Below are 19,521 nucleotides of genomic sequence, written 5' to 3'. Positions count from 1 at the left end.
ACTAGTCTCCACTCTTTTGGATACGCAAATTACATTTTGCATTTCCTTGCTTCATGAAGCCACTAGTAAACATTTTTTTATTATTATCAATATCTCTGGCCATTTTACATCCTTTCTTCATTTAATACAAACCTAAAATGAACACTCAAAAATAAATGTTCAATTTTATTTAAAAATACATGAAGAATAAAAAAAATGAACTATTTTTTATATAAGAGTACATTTACGATGACTCCTTCATTACAAATGGGCTCGAAGAATTACAAAAGCCACAGTTCTAATGGTAAGCTGTGGCTTTAACTTTTATTGAGTTTAAAACAAAATTAACTTAATGATTTTAAGAATATGTTGCCTAAATGTATTTTATTTTAGTGAAGTGCTTAAGCTTTTCTTGATATTCAAGACTTAAGAGTAGATAAGAGGCACTTAAAGCATCAAGACAATCATCCTTACCCTTAGAATCACCGCTATATGAATAAATATCATTAATAACGCTTTTGTCTGTAATTTTTAAAAATTCTATCCTGCGCGCATTAAAAAGCGGAATTAGGGTACATATTCGTGCAAATTTATTGCTTGTCGGTTTTACGGCTGATATTTTAAAATAATGATCCATGTCGTTGCGAATAGAGGTCATAATTTTAGTCAAAAACCCATGCCCATGGGTATTGTCACGGTCTTCAACATAAAGAATATTAATATTAAAATTCTCTGCCAATACACTAATTGCATTAAGAATAGAACTGTCCGTTATTGGCTTTCTGTCTTGATAAATATATGTATAATACTTATCTCCTACTCTCTCAAGCACACAAATGGCAGTGTTATCCATGCCAATGGAAAATGCAGGATCAACATACATTATTGGACTTTTAAATGCATAATCGTCATTTAAAATAACCTCATTAAAGCAAGCATCCGCACTTGTAGTCCACTCGCCAAGCAGTACGCGTGCCTTGTAAGCATATAGATTTTTGTAAATCATTTCCTGAGTTTCAATGAAACTGTTAGAATTTAAAGGATTATCATAAATACTAAAATTATATGTCCTATATACATCCTCTTTATCGATATAATCCGTCTTGAAAAAATGCGCTGGATGATCGGGATTTGTGTCAAAAATAATAATAGCCGGTTCGGTTCTGAGTCGCTTCATTACCTCTAGTAAGGTCTCTTTATGCATTAAAGTTGCCTCATTAACATACACCAAACCAGAATTCCCACCCCTAATCTTTGAAAAAGCATCGCTGTTCTTTCCCCCATAAACATTAATCGTCAACCCTGCAATACTACATGAAACAGTTCTAGCAGTTTTAAGGACATACTCCACATTTAAAAGCTCACATATTTTCTCTATTTGTTTAAGCGTATTAGTAAGCAGTGAGCCTATTGAGTTTCCTACGATAAAATTATTAGTATCTCTCTTATAACGATTTTTGTTTTGAATCAAAAACTTAATAAGTAAATATGATGCTAGGAATGTCTTTCCACTAGATATCCCGCCATTAAAGATTAATTTAGAACAAAAATTTTGTTCTATGTCATCCAAGACTGCCTTTTGCTTAGCAGTTAAATATTTTTCCTCAAAAAGCTTAAAATCAACCTCATCGTCCTTATTTCTTAAAAATTTGGCAATATCAATATTAAATTTTTGCTTAAATTTTTTCTGTAATTTAACAAAAACAGATGAATCATTTAATCTCAAAGACTCCCTCAACTTTAAGTTTTGCCTAACTTTAAATCCCTAGATTTAAAAATTTCCTTAAGCTTAACCAGACAATCATAATCTTCCTTCATATCATTTAAAATAAGTTTTTTGGCAAGTCGATTCCTTTTATAAATCTTAAATTTTAAATCTAGCTTAAGTTTTCTACATAAATTTGAATCATCTACGCTAATTATTTCCCTTATGCCTACTTCTTTTATTTCTCTTTCTAAATTTAAAATTTGATTATTAAGACCAACAAGCTTTTTAAAAGCAGCGCCCAATTTAATTTCTTTATATTTAAAATGAGAATTGATATATGAGTTTGCAATTTTATAAAAAAACTTATAAAAACTGTCCCTTTCGCCTTCAAGTTTATATGCCTCACAAATGGCATTTCTAGTAAGACTATCTAAGTCATCCTTACCCAAATCAGATTCATTTCCTAAATTGGATTTGCCATTTAATTCAATCTTATTTAAAGAATGAGCGTACTGTTTCTCAGCCTTGTTATTAACACCAACAACATCACCCACAAGTTTCATCCTAGCCTTCAAGACAGTAGACTCACTAACATCTAAAATTTTTGCAATATCAGGTACGGTTAAGTTTGATTTAAACAAAATATTATATTTTTCTAATCTATTTTTAAATATCATTTACTTAAATTGTAAACAAGTTCTTGCAAAAATACAAGATTTAAAACTTATAAAAATATGATTTAACATATCTAAGACTCACTAAAATCCTATATGAATTTCTTTATAAGTAAATTCAATCTCTACAGTTTCATCTTAGCCATGTTGGTGCAATAAAATGACAAATGGCATTTCAATAAAACTTAAAGCATTAAAAATTTAAAAGTTTGTTTTTGTCAAAAATAAATATAGATATCAGATAATTTAAACAAAATCTAAACACCTAATATCTACCCAAAGAGAAAAATATGATAAAAATTATACTTAACTTTAATTATCTTTTTAAAATTCACAAAAAACATATCCTATATGCTTAAAACATTTTTATCAAAATACAGACATATTCAATAAAACCACATGCTCTATTTCATTATCAGAAACAAATAACTGCATCAATTTACAAATACCTTTACAAATACACACTGTCCTAAATACTCTCCTGTAAATTGAACTAGCAAAATACTTATTTTCGTTGTTGCATACGCTTTAAATAAGCGTCAAAATCATCCAAAGCTCTTCTTCTCTCACTTTTGCTCATATAAGAACACTTTAGCTTTGATGTAACTCTAGTTAGCCTATTTTTAATAAAAATAAGTACCTTAAAAGATAAACAAATTAATAATAAAATAAAACCTAAAGATAATAAGCTTCTTATATACACAATATCCTACCTACACTAGCGTTGTTAATTTATCTTAAAAGCCCCTGCGAGCTAGTAATTATAACTTTAAGATATTATTAGAATAATGTCAAATTAAAACTGTTTACAATATTAAACTAATTCTTTTTTGTCTTTTACTTCTCTTTTGAACAAGCTGAGTTTTAAATTTCAAGATTCAATTCGTTCAAAAATGTAATATAAGATTATTAATATTTTCTAAGCTAATACTTAAAATTAAAGGATAATTAAAGTTACTTAAAGGTTTTTTGAAGAAACAGTTGCTTTTAGACACTAAAATCAACAAAAGTAAGAAAAAATTATTTAAATCAAGGGCTTGCGCCCTTACAAAGGGAATTTATGAAAAAAATAATGTTGCTTATAAAACCAAAGGGTTTATTAGAAACTCAGTTGCCAAAGTTCCTAATAAACCCTTTGAGGTAACAGGTCCTTATATTAAGAGTGACACATTGCATGTCAATCTGTACTTACTATAATATATACCAATTTTTCATATTTTGCAACAAATTTTTTAACTTTTTTTAAAAAAAATTAAAAAATAAACACAAAAATTTAACAAATATATACATCTTTTTGTTAAATTAAAGCTAGTTTAACAAAACATAAAGATTTCTTAAACTAGATTAGCAAAAATAGTTTCTACTTTTGCTAACTTTTAAATTTATACTTGCATAAATAAATATGTCATGTATTGGTTTCTTAGTTTATTTTTGTTAAGCTTACTTCTAACATTTTTCTGCAAAATTATTTTTCACAAAAATTTCAGGAATAGTCCTAGCATTAAATCAATCTATCTCCTCTTCTTCTTTAGAAGCTCATAATCATTTTCAATTTTTGTTAAAAACTCTTTTTCCTCTGAAAAAATCCTCTCAAGCAAGTAGCTTGTAAATTTTGCCTTCTGCTTATAATAAGAATACGCCTCAGGACATTTAAGTTGAAATCTTAAAGGTTTTAAAGGGTTTTGCTTAGACTTCTTTATAGTCTGTCCTTCTTTATCTCTTAATAAAAACATAGTTCCATTGATTCCATTATTTATTACATACTTTTCCTCAACAATACCCTCCTCTATCGCAGTAGCTATCTTTAAATACTTATAAGTTTGAGTCCTTGCAAGTCTATAATCTTTAGCAAAGTCATCAAAAGTAGTATAATTATCAAGTTTATAATATTCATTATCTTTAATCTCTTTTAAAACCTTCATTGCCTCTAGCTTACAAAAAATCTCTCTCTGGAAATTAACTTTCAGCTTCTCCTTCAGTTTATTATAATGAATATATACTTGCTCTTCTTCTGTCAGCTCCTTAGCCAAATTTCTCTTATTGACCTCTATTTTCATTTATAAACCTCCTTTCTTCGCTACGTACACTTAGTGTACGTAGCCTTAAATATTCAACCTAGTCTACTTTGATCTTTTTCATTAAAGTTAAAAGCGTCTGTTGATACTCCTGTATATAATCTTTACTCAAATCAAAAACATCATTCTTGGCTATCTTCCTATTTAAATCCTCTCTCTCAGATATTGTACCTAAGAAATTTTCATTTTCCTTTAAAATGTTTAGCAACTCTTTATGTGTATTATTCTTTTTAAATTTAGTATTAATAAGATAAATTGGAGCTTTTATGGTTAACTTCTCTATAAAAAAATTAAATAAATCTAGGCTCTCTACTGCCCACTTTTCTGCAGTGATTGGCACTATTATATAATCACTGCATACTAAAGCATTAGTTAAAGTAAAATCTAGGCTAGGATTTGTATCAATAATAATGTAGTCATAATGAAAGCTTAATAACTTTAACTGTTCCTTAAGTCTAAATTCCTTATATGGAATTGCCTCTGAATTAAATTTATGTAGGGTCAAATAACTAGGTATTAAATCCAGATTTTTATTGACATTTACAATAGAATTATCAATGTGTAAATTCGATATTAAAACTTCATATACATTCCTATTAAATAGATCTACTTCCTTTTCTTTTATTACCTTAAAATAATAACTCGTTGTCGATGCTTGAGTATCTATGTCTATTATTAAAACTTTGTGTTCTTGTGCTAAGAGGGTTGCATATATTAAACTTGTAGTACTCTTCCCAACACCCCCTTTAATTGACGCAACTGTGATTATTTTTGTCTCTTTTTTATCCATTTTGGAATAATACCTCCTTCGGGTAACACTTTGCCGTAAAACGCATAAAGTTCTCTTTCTAGTTCCTTAACTATGTTTAATAAAGTTTGATAATAAGAACTCTCAATTTTATCTGCCTTTAATAAGTTATGAAGTCCACTCAAATAACAAAAAACCCCTCCTTTTTTAAATCTAAATTCTATGTATTCGCATTTTCTAAGAGTGTAAGTTTCTCTTTTATTAAAATTTTTCACTAAAAATGCCTTTTCTAATTTTTTAATTCCATAATAAATGCCCAAGAATGCATCGTCTTCTCTTGTGGAAAAGAGATGAAACATACTTATTTGTTCTATATTAAAAATTCCTCTAAGAGATATGAAAAACTTAGTTGGCTCATTTTTACTGATGCCAAATGTATAAAAATCATTAAATATTTTAGTATGATATATCTTACGACCATTAATTTCTTCTACTTTTGAGAAAACATTCTTCTTCCCCCTTTCTTTATTGCTAGTTTCTTTTTCTTTGTTTAATTTTAATTCCTTTTGCTTTTGCTTTAATAATTCTAATAAAGCTGTCATATTTCCTTTTTCCTTGGTGACTAATCATTTAATCTTATTATCTCATCATTGTATCATTTCTAGCAATTCGTAATAATACGTGTTGTCAATTACTTTGCTATACTTTAATTCATCTTCAGAGTTAATAAACCTCTTTAAGGCTGGTATTAATATGTCAATGCCTACCTTATATCTTAGCTGTTCTAATAGTATACTAAAAACATTATTTTTTATATCATCTGCGCTCTCTTGTTTTGCGTAAATTGGAATTTTACTTTTGATCTTGCTTATTATTTTTTCTAAATCTTTATATTTATCCTGTTCTATTATGAAGTGAGGCTTTTCTTTGTACATTTCGTATACTTCTTCTATTTCTTTTCTTAGATGCTCCTTACTATAATTCTTTTCTCCTAATTCTGTCTCAACCCTGTCCAATATTTCTATTAGTTTTATTCTCTTTTTTTGCTGTTTTGTTATTTTTCGTGTTTTTTTACAAAGGTAACCTCCTTTCTCTAAGAATTCTTTAATACATCCCTTTGTATTTCCATTTTCTTCAATAGCTCTTTTTAATAAGTCTATGTCTTCTTTCTCAAGCAGTTTTATGATTCTTTCATGTTTTTTTATGTCTTTTATGTGTTCTATTTTTAAAGATTTATCTATTTTTAAATTTAATAGAAAGAAAGGAAGTTTTATTTTGAATTTGCATTTGTTTATGTATTTCAATAGTACTTCTTCTTCTCTTTTATTATTTTTATTATTAATACACTCCCATTTTAGACTCCCATTTTCTTTTTCATAAATCTTAACTCTTTCCTTAAATTTTTTTATCTTTTCTCTCTCAAGATTCTTAAAGTGAGAGTTTATCTTAAAATGGCATTCTTTTTTAGAGTATTGAAGAGTATAGTAAACTTCACTTCCACATTGCTTACCCAAGTGCTTGCAGTAGTTAATAGTGACTTTAAACTTTTTCTCAAGTTTGTATAAATAATTTTGTAATGTTTTCATTTTAATCGTTTTTTGATTATTTCTCTTTAGATTTCCATTGAAAAAATACAGAATGTTGTTTTGTGTGTATTTATTGAGTTTTAAATTCATGAAGTTAAGTGTAGATATAAGTACAACCAAATTGGATTGATATCTGTTAGTACTGCTCTTGATTTTGTTTTTCATCTTTTTACTCCTAATATAAGTATTTCTAACTATAGGTTAATTAATAGTACAATTTATCTGAAAAGTAAATACTTGTTCTAGCAAATATGAAAATAAATATTAATTTTTTTCATAGGCTTAAATATTTGATATGGGTTATTTCTTTTAAGTTTTTTTACAAAATACTTTACAAGTTTATGTTTTTGCTATATAATAAATTTGTAAATAACTTGTATTAAGAGAATCAAAAGTACTGGTAATTTTTATTTAAAATAATTAATAAGGACTGGCCTAAGTGAGGCAAGTCTATGAAACTTTGATTTTGTCAGTATGTGCAACTGTTGCTAAGGAACTACTTTAATATCCTTTTTTGTCTTTAAGTTTTACGTTTAAATAGTTTTTTAGAAAAACTAGGGGTTTTTTAGAAAAAGTCCCTAGTTGGGACTTTTTGTGGAAAAAGGAAAGAAATTAACAATTTTTAAATTTACTTTTTTAATTTGCTATACTTTTTGTAAATAGAATTGACAATAGGTTTTGTAATGCTTATGTAATGCTTTAAGTGTTCTATGTTTTGTTTTACTGCGTCTATTGTATGAGTTTTCTTTAAAAGAGTGGCATCGAAAAAACTGAACTGTGGATAATCTTTGTCTCTAAATTTTTCTTTAGTTTTAACTAGAAATGTTTGCAAATACATAACATAACTTGAAAGATGAGCTTCATATATGCTTAAACTTTGAAGAGTATTGCTTACAGGTGTAGCGGGTTCTTGTGGTAGAGAGGCTATGGAAGTACAACTAGAGAGTAAAATAAAGCTAAATAGGAGACATATAGTAAGTCTTTTTTTATTCATTGTCTTTGTCCTGTTTTTCTAGTTCTTCTTTAAGTAATTTTGTTTTAATTTCCATAACCTTATTTCGTTCAAGTCTTAGGGTTTCAATTAAACTAACCTCATCATCAGAATTAATTGCGTCAACAAGACGAGTAATTTTGTTATTTACTGTTTCAAGATCATCTAATATACGCTTGCATTCTTGTAGTTCCATTTCTTGAATTGAATCTAGGTAAAGTGTGTTTATGTAGCTATAAAGGTCAACAACCTTATTAATACCCTTTTCTACAACAGAACTCTCAATAAAGCCACTGTACCCAAATAAATTTATTAGGCTTTGAATTGAATTTATTCCTAAATTAATATTTTCTGTATTTATCATAAACTATCCTTAAATTTTAATTTTTGTGATTTTTATCAAGTAAATGCCTTATTATTTTGATTGTTTCTCTTATAGCAGGTCTTAAAAGTATTACTAAAGGAATTATTGTAAGTAATGTAAGTCCTCCAATTATTATAAGTTTTGTCTCATCAATGCTTGTCAAAAATTCAAGTAATCTATTCATAATGCCTCCATTTTAAATATATTTTTTAACTTATGACTATATTTTAACATAAATTAAATAAAGATTAAATATGCAAAAACTATATTTTCATCAGATGCGGAATAGATTGATTCGGATCGTCATTGTACATTGAAGATTTGACTAAATACCATCCCTCAAGAAGAGTGAGGGTTAGATTATGTTTTGATCCACTGTAGAAGAATATACTTGAATATTGTGATGCGTTAGTATTTTCTATAAATCTGGCATTTACTTCTTTTGTCATACCTTCATTTCTATTTGGGTTTTTTGAAAGATTAAGGATTACGCGTAAGTAAATAGTCTTGCCTGTAAGGCTTTGTGGAAACCTTAATTCTACTGATTGGTTTATAATTTCAATTTTTAATGTTTTGGTTTTAAATTCATGGTAAAAATAAAAGGAATCAGATGATGTCTTTATGCCCCAATATTGGAAGTTTTCGGGAACTCCTTGAAGATGAGTAGGAAACTCTAATTTATATGTCAAGTTTTGAGTTTTGTTAAACACAATCAGTTCTAAGTTGTCCTTATTATATGTATGTTGGGTGGTTTTAAACAGATGGTTTATCTCTTTAGATAAATCCTTTTTGTGTAAAAAGGTATCCATGAAAGAACTTCTTGTTTGATTAAAAGTACTTTTTTGAACAAAATTATTATTTGTATTTTGTCTTAATTGTTCTATGTCTTTATTTTCGGCAAAAATTTCTTTTAAATTATTGATAAAACTTTTAAATTCAATCAGCTCAAAATCTTTCCTATTTGGGTTATATATAGATATTTTGCCTAATTTAGCATCATATCCGGAATGGGTTAATCTTTCAATCAATGTTTCCTTAATTTTGTTAAATAAAATATTAAAATCAATGCTACTTGGTTCTGTTTTAAGTCCCATTAGCTTTGAGATTATTTTTAAATACATCTTTTCAGTGTACGAGTTATCTTCGAGTAGTTCTCTAGATATTATTTCTCTTATTACTTTTTTAAAGTAATCAAGTCCTTCATAAAAAGTGTCTTTTTTAATTTGCTCAAGTAAGTTTTTGTATGTAATTGCGTATGTTTCCTCAACAATATCGTCAATGGGAATAAGGTCATTTTCATTAACTTTGATTTTTCTGTTAAAATCCTTTATTTGTACACTGTCTTCTATGCTTGAATTGTCATGGCTCATGTTTTCTCCTTTTTTAAATAAAAGATATTTTATTTAATTATTTTATTTCCTTGTTATGGGTATCAAAAATTTTAATAGTTCGTCCAGCAGGAATTAGGCTTTTAATAAAACCATAAATCGAATTAGTAAAGTCTTTTGGGATGTAGTTAGATTCAAGGTTTTTTATTAAACCTTTGTGTTTGACATTGATTTTTTTTACCCTACCATTAATTTTACCGGTTATTTTAAATTTAATTGGTGACTTAATATTTTCAAGTAATTTGATAATAATTGTCCCAGGGGTGTTAGGGTCAACATTAACTTCAACTCTTGCACGCAAGAATGCTTTAAAGAGTACATGAAAACTTTCATCTGTTCCTATTGATTTTATTGCAAATATTAATGCATTAAGGGAATTGATAAGATCTTTGGTAAGTCCTTTTTTTAAATGGGATGCATTAAACAATGTTAGCATTATTAGTGTAATATATCTTGAATTAATACTCTCTTTAACATTAATTGTTCTGAAATTTTCTAGTAACTTTTTAAGTTCTTCTAGTATTTGCTTCTTGAAATTAAGTTCAGTTTGTATTATTTTTTCAATCTGTGTATTTTGTAAAAATTGTGGTATGTCTGCCATAGACTTTATTCTCTTTCTATTATTAGTCTTGAATTTTCGTCAAAAGCAATAAGTTCGTTATCTTTAATTTCTAAATCTTTGTTGAATTGAAATTCAGAATCTTTAATTTCTGTTATTTTAGTGTCCAAATTATCTTTTATGCAAATACCTATTCGTATGCATTTCATTTCCCACATTAGGCTTACAGGACTTAAGAAATCTTGATTTCTAAATGAGATACCCATGTCTTTATATTTTTTTTCAATTGTTTTTTTGTAAATTTGTTTTATTTGCTCACTTATTTCTTTATATATTGTCTCTTGTGCTTCAGTTTTGTAAAAAACTTTAAGATATGCATATTTAACCACACCTAAGCTGTATTTATATGTTTTTTTTTGTCCATCTTTGTTTAAAAATTCAACTTCCTTGTCTCCTTTAAATACAGTGCCACTTGGAGCGGTATAGTAAATCGCTTCCCAAATGTTTTTTTGTGTTTCCAGGTCAATGACATTGTCCTTAGATTCGGGTTTAAGTATGATATGTATTTCAATAGTACCTGCGGTACTTATTAAATTAGCATATTTAATGCTACCAGTCATTAAAAGTGCTTGTTTTATGGCCTCATGAGTTGAACTTTTTGGTACACTTAAAGATTTTTGTAAATTTTTAAAGTAAGTACCTCCTTCTTTGAGTGACAAAAATAATTCGTTTAGTGCTTGGATTATTTCCAAATCTATTGCAGAACTTGGATAATTTATTATGTCAAAAAGTGAATTATTCTTTATTGAAATGTTATATTCTTTTTTAAGAATTTCTTTTTTTGCACTTTGTATCTCGTCTATTGATTTTGTAAGAATTCCAATTTCTTTGTCAAAAAATATGCTCATAAGTTATATTCCATATTGAGTGTATCGCCGGACAAGAAAAATTGTAGTATTATTTTTTTGCCTATTTGTTTTGCTTTGATATTTAATATGTCAATTTCAAGGTCTTTTAAGGTATTTGCAAAAAAAGTTGTAATATCTTGTGTTCTTTGTACTTTTAGTAGTTTTAAGAAAAAACTATAATCAAATCCATAAATCTTGTTGTAAATGCTACCCACAGGTGTTTTTAGGTATAAAAATAATCTCTGTTTTTGCTCTTCTTGACCATCTACTATTTTTAAATCATCATCAAAAATTATGTTAAATTCATTATCTACTTTAATATCCATTTTTAATTGCCTTGAATTTAATTATAACATATTTAGCAAAAATTATATATTTTAAACAAAAATTTAAAATAAAAGAGACGGATTAAATTAAATAAAGGAAATTGAAACTTCAATTTCCTTTAAGTTAAAGTAGTGTTTTAAAATCTTTAGCTAAATGTATATTCTATTACTCAATAGTAATTGTTGGATTGTAAGGCTAGAAGATAGATATTCGAGTATTTCGATAATGTAATGGATTGTTCTGTCTTAAGATTTTTTACTTCTTGTTGGGGTTGTCCCTTTGTTATTTCTACAGGCTGTTGAGGTTTTTCTTTTTTCTCTACTTTCCTTTTATTCCTGTTCTCTTAATTTGTTTCAGGATTTTGGTTTTCTTGAAGTGTATCCTCATGAGTTGCGTTTTTGGTTGTTGATTGTGGTGAACAGCATAATAGTGACATGAGTAATAAAATTTTCTACCATTGTATTCATTTATACACTCTCTGGATTTAATATTTTACATATTTAAATATCTATTTGAAATCTATTTTGTATAGAATTAATTTTAGTTGAAAATAAAATGTTTAATGATAAAGAGTTGCGAACTTAGCTTTTATCCTCTATTAGTTAGATACGTCCTCGTCCTCACTCTCATCATCCTCATTCTCGCTCTCATAATCCTCATCTTCTTCCACAGGCATTACAGTTTTCTTTTCTCTTACCTTTTGTTCTATATCGCTCTCATTCTTATGATAATATTTATCCATTATTTCTAGTGCATGGCGCAGTACAGCAACGGGCCCTAGACTACAAGATACTGTTAGAAGACAAACTAAAACATAAAATGTTATTTTAAACATTTTAAAACTCCTTTAACCTTTATATTTACTTTGCTTTAGATACTTAAAATTTTATCATTTTTTCTTGTATTTTATCAATTAAAAATAGTAAAAATATTTAATTGAATTGTTTATCAAAAAATAAGAGTTTCATTTATATAATGAAACTCTCTTAGTATTTTTAAGTATTGATTAGTCTGTTAATAATTTTTTTAGGTTTTCAATAGTGGTTATTTTTTTTAATAATGTTAGAATAGAACCATCAAGTTTTAGTTCATGTATAGATGAATGGTGAACTTGATCTGTTAGTATTGATATTTTTATTGAGCCTGCAATATTTGTGGAGTTGAATTGTGAAAAAGTTAACTTTGTGTAAATATCATCATGACCCAATCGAAGATCAATCATATGTTTTGAATTAAGAGATCCCCCTGAGCGAGTAGCTTGATGTATGATTTCTAAGTCTTTTACGTATTGTTGATTTAGAGGTAATATTATGTTTTCTTTATTATTACTATGAGAAAATAACATTACTTTTAAAATGTCACTTTTGTTCTTAATTGAGTTTGTAAGAAAGGGGGAGTTCCCTAAACTGTGCAAGTCCTTAATATGCATGCTATCTAGTTCTTGTTTGGATGCAAGTATTCTTATGTGAGGAAGATCTGCATCTTTTATGATAGGGTATGTAATATTCCTAGATAACAGGGAAATACTAGCTTTTATGTAGTGTAATGATGGAATTATATCCTTAATTAAGTATTCTTTAAAATAATATGTTGTTGGTTGGTCATTAGCAAATTTTAGTTGTACTGTCTCACTTTTGTGTACCTTAGATTGATTAAGAGTGTCTTGCTGTGTAGTTCCTTGCTGTCCTTTTGGAGTAGTAACTTGCTGTCCTTTTGGAGTAGTTCCTTGTTGTTCTTGTGGAGTAGTTACTTGCTGTTCTTTTGGAGTAGTTCCTTGTTGTACTTTATCGGCAACAGCAATTGAGGCAATCCCATCGTTATCTTGTTCATCATCGTCATCGTCGATGCCATTCTCATCTTTTTTTGTGATTGCAATATTATCTTGCTTTTTTGTTTTGTCGTCGTGTTGCTTTTTTTTAGTCATTATATCTTTGGGCTTCTTTTTGTGTTTTCTCTTGAGTTTATTATTGCCAGACGCCATTTCTTTTTTTGTATTATTGTTGTTATTCTTTTTGTTGTCATGTCTACATGTAAGTAAGCAAATACAAAACAAAGCGAGTATTAACAGTAATTTTTTACCCATGTGTGCTCCTTGTATTAAAAGATAGTTTGCTACTTAAGATTAATTTATGATTAATATATTACAAATTTATAATTCTTATGATATTATATTAACATTTTAAGTAGCTTTATTCAATAAGAATTGCAATTGTATATGTCTGCAGGTTTTAAGTTTAATTTGCTTTAGTGAAGGATGTTTGTCTTTATGATTTACATATGAATATGCCTTTAAATGAGATAAATTTAGCTTAAAGCTTTTTTATTTAAAAAAAGGAGGTTCCATTAAAAGAACCCCCAAGGTGAGAAGAAGATAAAATGAGAATTATTGATATCTTCTTTTAATCCATTCTATGGTTAGTTTGACTTTAATTGTTAAGTTAAACTAACCATTAAACTACTAAATAAGTAGTGGTTTGTCTTACAAGAACAATAAAAACTCTAAAAGAGATTTATTTACAAAAAAATAACATAATCAGATTCTCTTGTAGACATTATAACCTTTAACATTTATATTTATGTAATATTACATTTTTATATTATATATTTTTAAAGGATTATCTTCAATAATAAATATGTAAAAATTATAAAAATTTATATTATTTTTACATATGCAAATAATCCTTCTATCATTTAATAAATTCTTTTAATTCTCTGGTGTTAATTAGAGTTTTTAGTAACTCATTAATGTTTTTACTCATTGATAAATAGTAAAAATACTTTGTCTCAGGTGAGTGAATAAGTTTTATTTTGGTTAATTTTTTTTCAAACTCAAGAAAATTGAGAAAAGTCCATTTATAATCAATAGCTACATAAAATGAACTTTCGAATAACAAAGTACCCGATTTGAGATCTTCGTTAATAGCATTGTATATGCTTAAAAGACCATGATAATTAAGATGTGGAACTAGGTTGATTGTTCTTTTCTTCTTATCTTTAAAATTTAAGCTGTATTTTATATTGTTTCTATCGTAGAAAAGATTAAAATCGGCGTGTTTTTTAAGTTTGATTAAGTTTTGCATTCCCTTACGATTCATGCTTCTCTTGTGAGCAAGAATGCTTACAGATTTTAGGTTTGCCTTAGTAAGTAAAATGTGATTTTGATTCCCCAAAACACTAGTTTCTACTTTAAGCTCCATATTTGTCTTTAAATCTAAGTCATATGTTCTAATGTAATATTGAGATTGCATGAATGGATTAAAGTTATCCTTAAGATTTCCCATGTCAATAAGGTTATCTTGAATAAAGGCATGGTCAATGAGTTTATTCTTAGGCTTATCATCTTCATTGTGCTTCTTTTTAAGATTAACCATTGAAATTTTAGTTTGGAAAGAATCGTTATATAGATTTACGTTTTCTTTTCTGTTAGGTGGGTCGTATATGTTGTCTTTTGTTTTAGTAGGTTCTGTCATTTTGATTATCCTAAAAATAAATTTGCTTATATCTAATTGCTTTATTGAATGAGTTTAATTTTATTTAAATTTAATAAAGAATTTACACCTCCAATTGCATATTTTTGCCCCCAGAGAAAGTAAATAAAAAAAACTTCCTGTCAAAAATTTTATTTAAAACTTTATTTATTTATAATATATCATTATACTCTTTTCAATTGATTTTATCAACAAATAATAATTTAAATTTAAATTATTATTTGTTGATAAGGATAATTATTATTTTTGTGAAATTAATCTAATAAAGGAGGTTTAAATTTTTATTTTTGTAGATTTAAATTTATTTTTTATAGAATAGGTGAAATGTTTTATTTGTGGTATACATTTCAAGGTATACCCCCTAAATATAATTAATAGGATTGGTGTTTAATTTTATTTATTCATAAATAAAACCTCCCTAACTTAAGTAAGCTAGGTTATCTTAAAAAGATAATCTAATTTGCTTATTATTAATTTTAATTTAAAGGTAAAGTTTTAAGAGTATGCTTCTGCTTAATTTTTAAGAGTTTGTTGAACTTGCTGAGAATGGGTGAGCTGTGTTAGTAATAACAATAATATGTTTGAAGGTTTTACTATAAATCAATCTTTTTATTTGGCTATGTAGTACTTAATACTTAATTTAAACCCAAAAGCTACCCTAATAAAGAATTAGTGGTAGCTTTTTCCAACAAGGAATAGGTAATAATTTAAAGATTTATTGCTTTAAACCTTTCTTAAAAACTGTTCATCAATGTTAGTCTTTAAACTTAAATTTTATTTCATTCTTCTATTGCTTTGCTTCTTCTCGTCTACTCCCTTTATCATCTCTTTTTTAGTTTTCTCTTCGCTATCTTGACCATCTTCCATCATATCTTTACTTTCTGGCAAAGACTTACATGAAAACAAAGCAATTAAAAATAGAAATATGAGTTTTTTCATATCTTCCTCCTTTATATTTAGTATTAAAATGTTATTGGTATCATTTAATATTAAATATAAGGTGATACTAACAGAATTTGTAATAAAAGTCTAGATTTTTAAAGTTTAATTTGATGAAATAATGTGTAATTGATATAAAAATTTAGTAGGTCATTTCTTGCAACAAAGAGAGCCTAGAGGCTTTCTTCTTTTTATTAATATGTAGATACTGTTCTAGTTTTGTAGAATTTGTACTCTACTGGAAACTGTGCAGTTTATTTTCCCATTTGAAGCAGTTTTTCAATGTCAAATGAGATTGTGTCTGTTCTAGTTTTACCTGTAGAGTTAGTCCATTTAACAGTTGCAATTTTGTTGTTCTTGTTGACAATAACTTCCTTATTGATAATTACTTGGTTGCTTCCTTTCTTATTTTCCTTCTTTTCTCCCTTTAAGATTACCATATGGTCTCCAGAATCAAATCCTTTTAAAATAGTACCATTCATTTCAGTTAGTGTTATGATATTTCTTCCAGCAGTTTTAACGGACTCTAAAGTTTTTATGTTAAGAACAACATTTCCGGAATCATTTTTGATTTCTTTACCTTGAGAGAAGGTTTGTTTATCATTTGTAACGCCGCTATTGTATATTTTAGTTTCTTGTATATTTCCATCGGCTGTTTTTGTGATTGTGTGTACTCTATCTGCACTTGTAATTTCTTTGTGAATTGTTCCGTTAGGCAATTTTGTTTCAATTTCTACAGGTTTCTTAGTCACAGGGTCAATTGTTTTTTTGATTATAGTCCCGTCTTTTTTTGTTTCTCCTTCTATAGTAGCTCCGTGTTTATCAGTTCCTGTAAAGGAAGAAGAACCATCAGCATATGTAGTAGTAGTAATTTTACTATCATCAGTCTTTACAGTTTCAGTAACTTTACTTGTTGCATCTTTATTTGTATCATCGCTATTATTACAGCTAATAAGAACTGCTAATATTATTAAATAGTACAATACTTTTTTCATACTAAATATCTTTTTATATTGATATCAAGTTGTACACTATCTAAAAGTATAATTCAAGTTTAAGTTATGTTAATTTCTATGAGATTGATTTAGTAGTGATTTTGCTTTTTAAAAGCAAAAGAGAGCTTATAGCTCCCTTGTGTTTAGTGTGCTTGCATAGGTTCTTCGTTATATTCATGTGATATAGGTTTTTCGTTGTGTTTATGTGATAATATTTTTTGTCTTGGAGTACTTTTAAATAGGTCAAATGATATTGTGTCTGTTTTAGTTTCTCCTTTGGAATTAGTTACTTTAACAATTGCAATTTTCTTACTATGGTTGAAGGAAAATTCTTTTTTATTTCCCTTAAGGGTATCAATACTCTTCAGTACCGTGTACTTTCCAGGAAGAGCACTTAATCCTTTTAAAATAGTACCATCCATTTCAGTTATTATAGTATCGAATTTTAGATTTCCTTGTACTTTAGTTTGAGAATATTCAAAACTTTTTATCTCGATAATAGGATTTCCGAAATTGTTTTTAAATTTTAAACCGTTAGGAAAAATTAATTTTTGACTACCTGCTTTTTCTTCATAAGTGATGCCATTAGGCCACTTAATTTTGCTTTCATGTGTTCCATTAGCATTTGTTCGTCCTGTTTGAATAAGTCCATCGGGATGTTCTATTCTAGTTTCAATAGGTTTTTTAGTGGTAGCATCAATTGTTTTTCTGATAATAATACCATCTGCTCTTAGCTCCCCTTCTATGTCGTTACCGTCTTTGTCTTTACTTATCAATTTATCAGAAGAGCCGTCAGCCTTTATATTCCCAGACATAGAAATACCATTGGCTTCTTTTATTGTTACAGTACCGGTATTGTCTTGTTTAAGATTCATTTCTATTGTAGTGCCAACATGGGTTTTCTTTAAAATCAAACGAGAACCATCAGGGTTTACGGTTTCAGTAATTAAGGGCTCTCCAGGGTTTATGTGGTTATTCTCTGTGTCTTTACTATTATTAGAGACATCACCGCCTTTGCTGCCAGTTCCACTATTGTTACAACTAATAAGAAGTACCAGTATTAAGAAATAGAATAATACTTTTTTCATCTATAATCTCCTTTTTTATAATCATAATAATATTATACTAATTTAATAATGTAATAGAAATTATTTTCATATAGATTTATGAGAGTGATTTAGTAGTGTAAAGAAGGTAAGGTTAAATTTGAAAATGGAAATAAAGTTATCACAGAAGGAGATGGGACAAGAGTTTTGAAATTCAATGAAGGCTTTAAAGAGTGGGGAGGCGGATACGTAGGTAGAATAGGCTAGAAATTGTGTTGGATATATTTGTAGCTTCTCTAGGTTGCTATAAATATTGGTATTAAACGAATATATTTATATAAGAAAACTCCCGAGTGAATGGGAGTTTAATATTAAGTTACAATATAGATATAAAATCATATTGTAACTTCGTTGTTGTTGTTTGTGTTGTTGTTTGTGTTGTTGTTTGTTCTTGATGTGGTGAATTTATTTTTCTTTTAAAGGCATGATTTATTAAATCATTTTGTATTAGTAGGAATATTTAATTTTAATTTATGTAGGGTTTTTATAGTGTGTATTGTTTGATAACTAGAGAGTCGAAATGTGTGTGATTTAACATAAAGAGGCACTTAGTGGGGGATAAAAAATAGGCATTGTTATTATGCTAAAGAGCAAAATTGAAAGCGAAATCAAGGAAAAAAAATTCGTTAAAAGAAGATGTTAATTTTAAAAAAATAGAATGACGATTTGTGAGTGATAGATTAAATTTAACAGCTATGTATGGGAAAGCGGGGTATAAGAAAGCAGATGTAGTGTACCCTGCTATTATTGCGGATCTAAGAGTAATTAATATTTGCGGGCCTATTAGTATGCTAAAGAAGAGAGAGTTGATATGTGTTTGATATTTTAATATGTAAAGAGTTAGAGATGATGTGAAGTATACGCCTAGGATAAAATTTGTGTGTAAGGGATAGAGGATGAAGTTGATAGGGATGAAGTTCAATTCAAGCCATTCATTGTAAGATAAAGTTATTCCAATGAATGCAGCATATTTGTAATGTTCATTATAAAAGTTTAAATTTATATAATTATGTTGAATTATGCCTATTTGTAAGGGTTGAGATTGGAAGTTTGTGGTGTCACCAGCTAGCCCCCAGTGCGAGTAGTTAGTCTTAGTATTTAACTCATCACAAAATGAGTGAATATATAAGAGTGAAATGAGGCATGTAAGAATTAGTTTTTTCATGTCTTTGCTTATGTATAAAATTTTAACATGTTATTGCTAAATAATAAATTAACATTAAGTATAGGCAAAATTTGTAAATGACAATTAAGATAATTTTGTGATTTAGTGAAAAATATGTTCTATTTATAGGTTATGGATTTTAGAACCATCTTTATTAAAATATTTACATGAAACAATAGTTAGTGCAGGTATAATGAAGTTTTAATGTTAAGAAAATTTAATCAATAAAGGTGAAATCTTCTGCTCTACTTTTATTGATTAAATATATTTTATAGTTTAATTAGCTTATAGGAAGTATTGAATGCATCAGATAATTCTTTACCTTATTTTCCAAAATTTTCAGCATCTTTTTTGATGCTGTCAATACTTCCTTGATAAAAGAGAGATTTAATAACATTAGTAATAATAAAAATAGTCTCAATATCAATTGCTTCAACAAGATTCTTTGTGTATGGCAATCTTATACTAATTACTTATTAATGAATTAATAAGTAATTAGTATAAGATTGCCATACACAAAG

The 19,521-nt window shown here is 27.6% G+C and carries 21 protein-coding genes; 1 reads left to right on the top strand and 20 read right to left on the bottom strand.

Annotation, left to right across the window (positions count from 1 at the left end):
- Positions 1-352 precede the first annotated feature (352 nt).
- From DB313_RS04650 to DB313_RS04555, 19 genes are all read right to left on the bottom strand, one after another.
- Entirely contained in the window at positions 353-1,705 is a 1,353-nt protein-coding gene (locus tag DB313_RS04650; RefSeq protein WP_120104711.1) for a PBSX family phage terminase large subunit, read from the bottom strand.
- A gap of 14 nt (positions 1,706-1,719) precedes the next feature.
- Positions 1,720-2,364, bottom strand: coding sequence for a hypothetical protein (locus DB313_RS04645; protein WP_120104710.1), 645 nt, complete (start codon positions 2,362-2,364; stop codon positions 1,720-1,722).
- Between the two features lie 1,508 nt (positions 2,365-3,872).
- Entirely contained in the window at positions 3,873-4,418 is a 546-nt protein-coding gene (locus DB313_RS04630; protein ID WP_120104707.1) for a chromosome replication/partitioning protein, read from the bottom strand.
- A gap of 58 nt (positions 4,419-4,476) precedes the next feature.
- Positions 4,477-5,226, bottom strand: a complete 750-nt coding sequence (locus DB313_RS04625; protein WP_120104706.1) for a ParA family protein — start codon at positions 5,224-5,226, stop codon at positions 4,477-4,479.
- Positions 5,202-5,786: a DUF226 domain-containing protein gene (locus DB313_RS04620; protein WP_120104705.1), complete on the bottom strand. Its 585-nt coding sequence runs from the start codon at positions 5,784-5,786 to the stop codon at positions 5,202-5,204. Before DB313_RS04620 ends, DB313_RS04625 begins: the two co-directional genes overlap by 25 nt.
- A 45-nt stretch (positions 5,787-5,831) precedes the next feature.
- Positions 5,832-6,935, bottom strand: coding sequence for a plasmid maintenance protein (locus DB313_RS04615; protein WP_120104704.1), 1,104 nt, complete (start codon positions 6,933-6,935; stop codon positions 5,832-5,834).
- Between the two features lie 463 nt (positions 6,936-7,398).
- The gene (locus DB313_RS04610) at positions 7,399-7,764 is read right to left on the bottom strand and encodes a BBA14 family lipoprotein (RefSeq protein ID WP_120104703.1); all 366 of its coding nucleotides are present in this window, start codon (positions 7,762-7,764) and stop codon (positions 7,399-7,401) included.
- Positions 7,757-8,125 (bottom strand): BlyB family putative holin accessory protein, encoded by a 369-nt coding sequence (locus DB313_RS04605; protein WP_120104702.1) that lies wholly within the window; start codon positions 8,123-8,125, stop codon positions 7,757-7,759. Before DB313_RS04605 ends, DB313_RS04610 begins: the two co-directional genes overlap by 8 nt.
- Positions 8,126-8,141: 16 nt before the next feature.
- Positions 8,142-8,309, bottom strand: coding sequence for a BlyA family holin (locus tag DB313_RS04600; RefSeq protein ID WP_120104701.1), 168 nt, complete (start codon positions 8,307-8,309; stop codon positions 8,142-8,144).
- Positions 8,310-8,388: 79 nt separating this feature from the next.
- Positions 8,389-9,495: a DUF685 domain-containing protein gene (locus DB313_RS04595; RefSeq protein WP_120104700.1), complete on the bottom strand. Its 1,107-nt coding sequence runs from the start codon at positions 9,493-9,495 to the stop codon at positions 8,389-8,391.
- A gap of 37 nt (positions 9,496-9,532) precedes the next feature.
- Positions 9,533-10,114 carry a DUF735 family protein gene (locus DB313_RS04590; protein WP_120104699.1) on the bottom strand — a complete coding sequence of 194 codons (582 nt, stop codon included), beginning with the start codon at positions 10,112-10,114 and terminating at the stop codon, positions 9,533-9,535.
- Positions 10,115-10,119: 5 nt separating this feature from the next.
- Positions 10,120-10,980, bottom strand: a complete 861-nt coding sequence (locus tag DB313_RS04585) for a DUF276 domain-containing protein (RefSeq protein ID WP_120104698.1) — start codon at positions 10,978-10,980, stop codon at positions 10,120-10,122.
- A complete protein-coding gene (locus DB313_RS04580) occupies positions 10,977-11,306 on the bottom strand; it encodes a contractile injection system sheath initiator (RefSeq protein ID WP_120104697.1) in 330 nt (109 codons plus the stop codon). Before DB313_RS04580 ends, DB313_RS04585 begins: the two co-directional genes overlap by 4 nt.
- A 599-nt stretch (positions 11,307-11,905) precedes the next feature.
- Complete coding sequence (locus DB313_RS04575; protein ID WP_120104696.1) at positions 11,906-12,142, bottom strand: hypothetical protein; 237 nt, start codon at positions 12,140-12,142, stop codon at positions 11,906-11,908.
- 171 nt (positions 12,143-12,313) lie between these two features.
- On the bottom strand, positions 12,314-13,390 hold the full coding sequence (locus DB313_RS04570; protein ID WP_120104695.1) for a hypothetical protein: 1,077 nt from the start codon (positions 13,388-13,390) through the stop codon (positions 12,314-12,316).
- 604 nt (positions 13,391-13,994) lie between these two features.
- Positions 13,995-14,777, bottom strand: coding sequence for a hypothetical protein (locus DB313_RS04565; RefSeq protein ID WP_238614535.1), 783 nt, complete (start codon positions 14,775-14,777; stop codon positions 13,995-13,997).
- Between the two features lie 792 nt (positions 14,778-15,569).
- Entirely contained in the window at positions 15,570-15,734 is a 165-nt protein-coding gene (locus DB313_RS06435; protein ID WP_161555019.1) for a hypothetical protein, read from the bottom strand.
- Between the two features lie 254 nt (positions 15,735-15,988).
- Positions 15,989-16,729 carry a hypothetical protein gene (locus DB313_RS04560; protein ID WP_120104694.1) on the bottom strand — a complete coding sequence of 247 codons (741 nt, stop codon included), beginning with the start codon at positions 16,727-16,729 and terminating at the stop codon, positions 15,989-15,991.
- A 143-nt stretch (positions 16,730-16,872) separates the two neighbouring features.
- Positions 16,873-17,817: a hypothetical protein gene (locus DB313_RS04555; RefSeq protein WP_120104693.1), complete on the bottom strand. Its 945-nt coding sequence runs from the start codon at positions 17,815-17,817 to the stop codon at positions 16,873-16,875.
- Positions 17,818-18,503: 686 nt separating this feature from the next.
- On the opposite strand from DB313_RS04555, the gene DB313_RS06430 reads away from it, so the two are divergent.
- Complete coding sequence (locus DB313_RS06430; RefSeq protein ID WP_161555018.1) at positions 18,504-18,656, top strand: hypothetical protein; 153 nt, start codon at positions 18,504-18,506, stop codon at positions 18,654-18,656.
- A gap of 667 nt (positions 18,657-19,323) precedes the next feature.
- On the opposite strand, the gene DB313_RS06550 is transcribed toward DB313_RS06430, so the two are convergent.
- Complete coding sequence (locus tag DB313_RS06550) at positions 19,324-19,458, bottom strand: hypothetical protein (RefSeq protein WP_274542541.1); 135 nt, start codon at positions 19,456-19,458, stop codon at positions 19,324-19,326.
- Positions 19,459-19,521: the final 63 nt, after the last annotated feature.

The sequence above is a fragment of the Borrelia turcica IST7 genome (assembly GCF_003606285.1).
GTDB lineage: Bacteria > Spirochaetota > Spirochaetia > Borreliales > Borreliaceae > Borrelia > Borrelia turcica.
This window is presented reverse-complemented; position numbering and strand designations above follow the sequence as displayed.

Excerpts from the sequence above, each read along its gene's own strand:
- DB313_RS04585 (WP_120104698.1), bottom strand. The coding sequence starts at position 10,980 with ATGAGCATATTTTTTGACAAAGAAATTGGAATTCTTACAAAATCAATA.
- DB313_RS04630 (WP_120104707.1), bottom strand. The coding sequence starts at position 4,418 with ATGAAAATAGAGGTCAATAAGAGAAATTTGGCTAAGGAGCTGACAGAA.
- DB313_RS04580 (WP_120104697.1), bottom strand. The coding sequence starts at position 11,306 with ATGGATATTAAAGTAGATAATGAATTTAACATAATTTTTGATGATGAT.
- DB313_RS04595 (WP_120104700.1), bottom strand. The coding sequence starts at position 9,495 with ATGAGCCATGACAATTCAAGCATAGAAGACAGTGTACAAATAAAGGAT.
- DB313_RS04590 (WP_120104699.1), bottom strand. The coding sequence starts at position 10,114 with ATGGCAGACATACCACAATTTTTACAAAATACACAGATTGAAAAAATA.
- DB313_RS04575 (WP_120104696.1), bottom strand. The coding sequence starts at position 12,142 with ATGTTTAAAATAACATTTTATGTTTTAGTTTGTCTTCTAACAGTATCT.
- DB313_RS04570 (WP_120104695.1), bottom strand. The coding sequence starts at position 13,390 with ATGGGTAAAAAATTACTGTTAATACTCGCTTTGTTTTGTATTTGCTTA.
- DB313_RS04615 (WP_120104704.1), bottom strand. The coding sequence starts at position 6,935 with ATGAAAAACAAAATCAAGAGCAGTACTAACAGATATCAATCCAATTTG.
- DB313_RS04565 (WP_238614535.1), bottom strand. The coding sequence starts at position 14,777 with ATGACAGAACCTACTAAAACAAAAGACAACATATACGACCCACCTAAC.
- DB313_RS06435 (WP_161555019.1), bottom strand. The coding sequence starts at position 15,734 with ATGAAAAAACTCATATTTCTATTTTTAATTGCTTTGTTTTCATGTAAG.
- DB313_RS04645 (WP_120104710.1), bottom strand. The coding sequence starts at position 2,364 with ATGATATTTAAAAATAGATTAGAAAAATATAATATTTTGTTTAAATCA.
- DB313_RS04625 (WP_120104706.1), bottom strand. The coding sequence starts at position 5,226 with ATGGATAAAAAAGAGACAAAAATAATCACAGTTGCGTCAATTAAAGGG.
- DB313_RS04560 (WP_120104694.1), bottom strand. The coding sequence starts at position 16,729 with ATGAAAAAAGTATTGTACTATTTAATAATATTAGCAGTTCTTATTAGC.
- DB313_RS04600 (WP_120104701.1), bottom strand. The coding sequence starts at position 8,309 with ATGAATAGATTACTTGAATTTTTGACAAGCATTGATGAGACAAAACTT.
- DB313_RS04620 (WP_120104705.1), bottom strand. The coding sequence starts at position 5,786 with ATGACAGCTTTATTAGAATTATTAAAGCAAAAGCAAAAGGAATTAAAA.
- DB313_RS04610 (WP_120104703.1), bottom strand. The coding sequence starts at position 7,764 with ATGAATAAAAAAAGACTTACTATATGTCTCCTATTTAGCTTTATTTTA.
- DB313_RS04605 (WP_120104702.1), bottom strand. The coding sequence starts at position 8,125 with ATGATAAATACAGAAAATATTAATTTAGGAATAAATTCAATTCAAAGC.
- DB313_RS04555 (WP_120104693.1), bottom strand. The coding sequence starts at position 17,817 with ATGAAAAAAGTATTATTCTATTTCTTAATACTGGTACTTCTTATTAGT.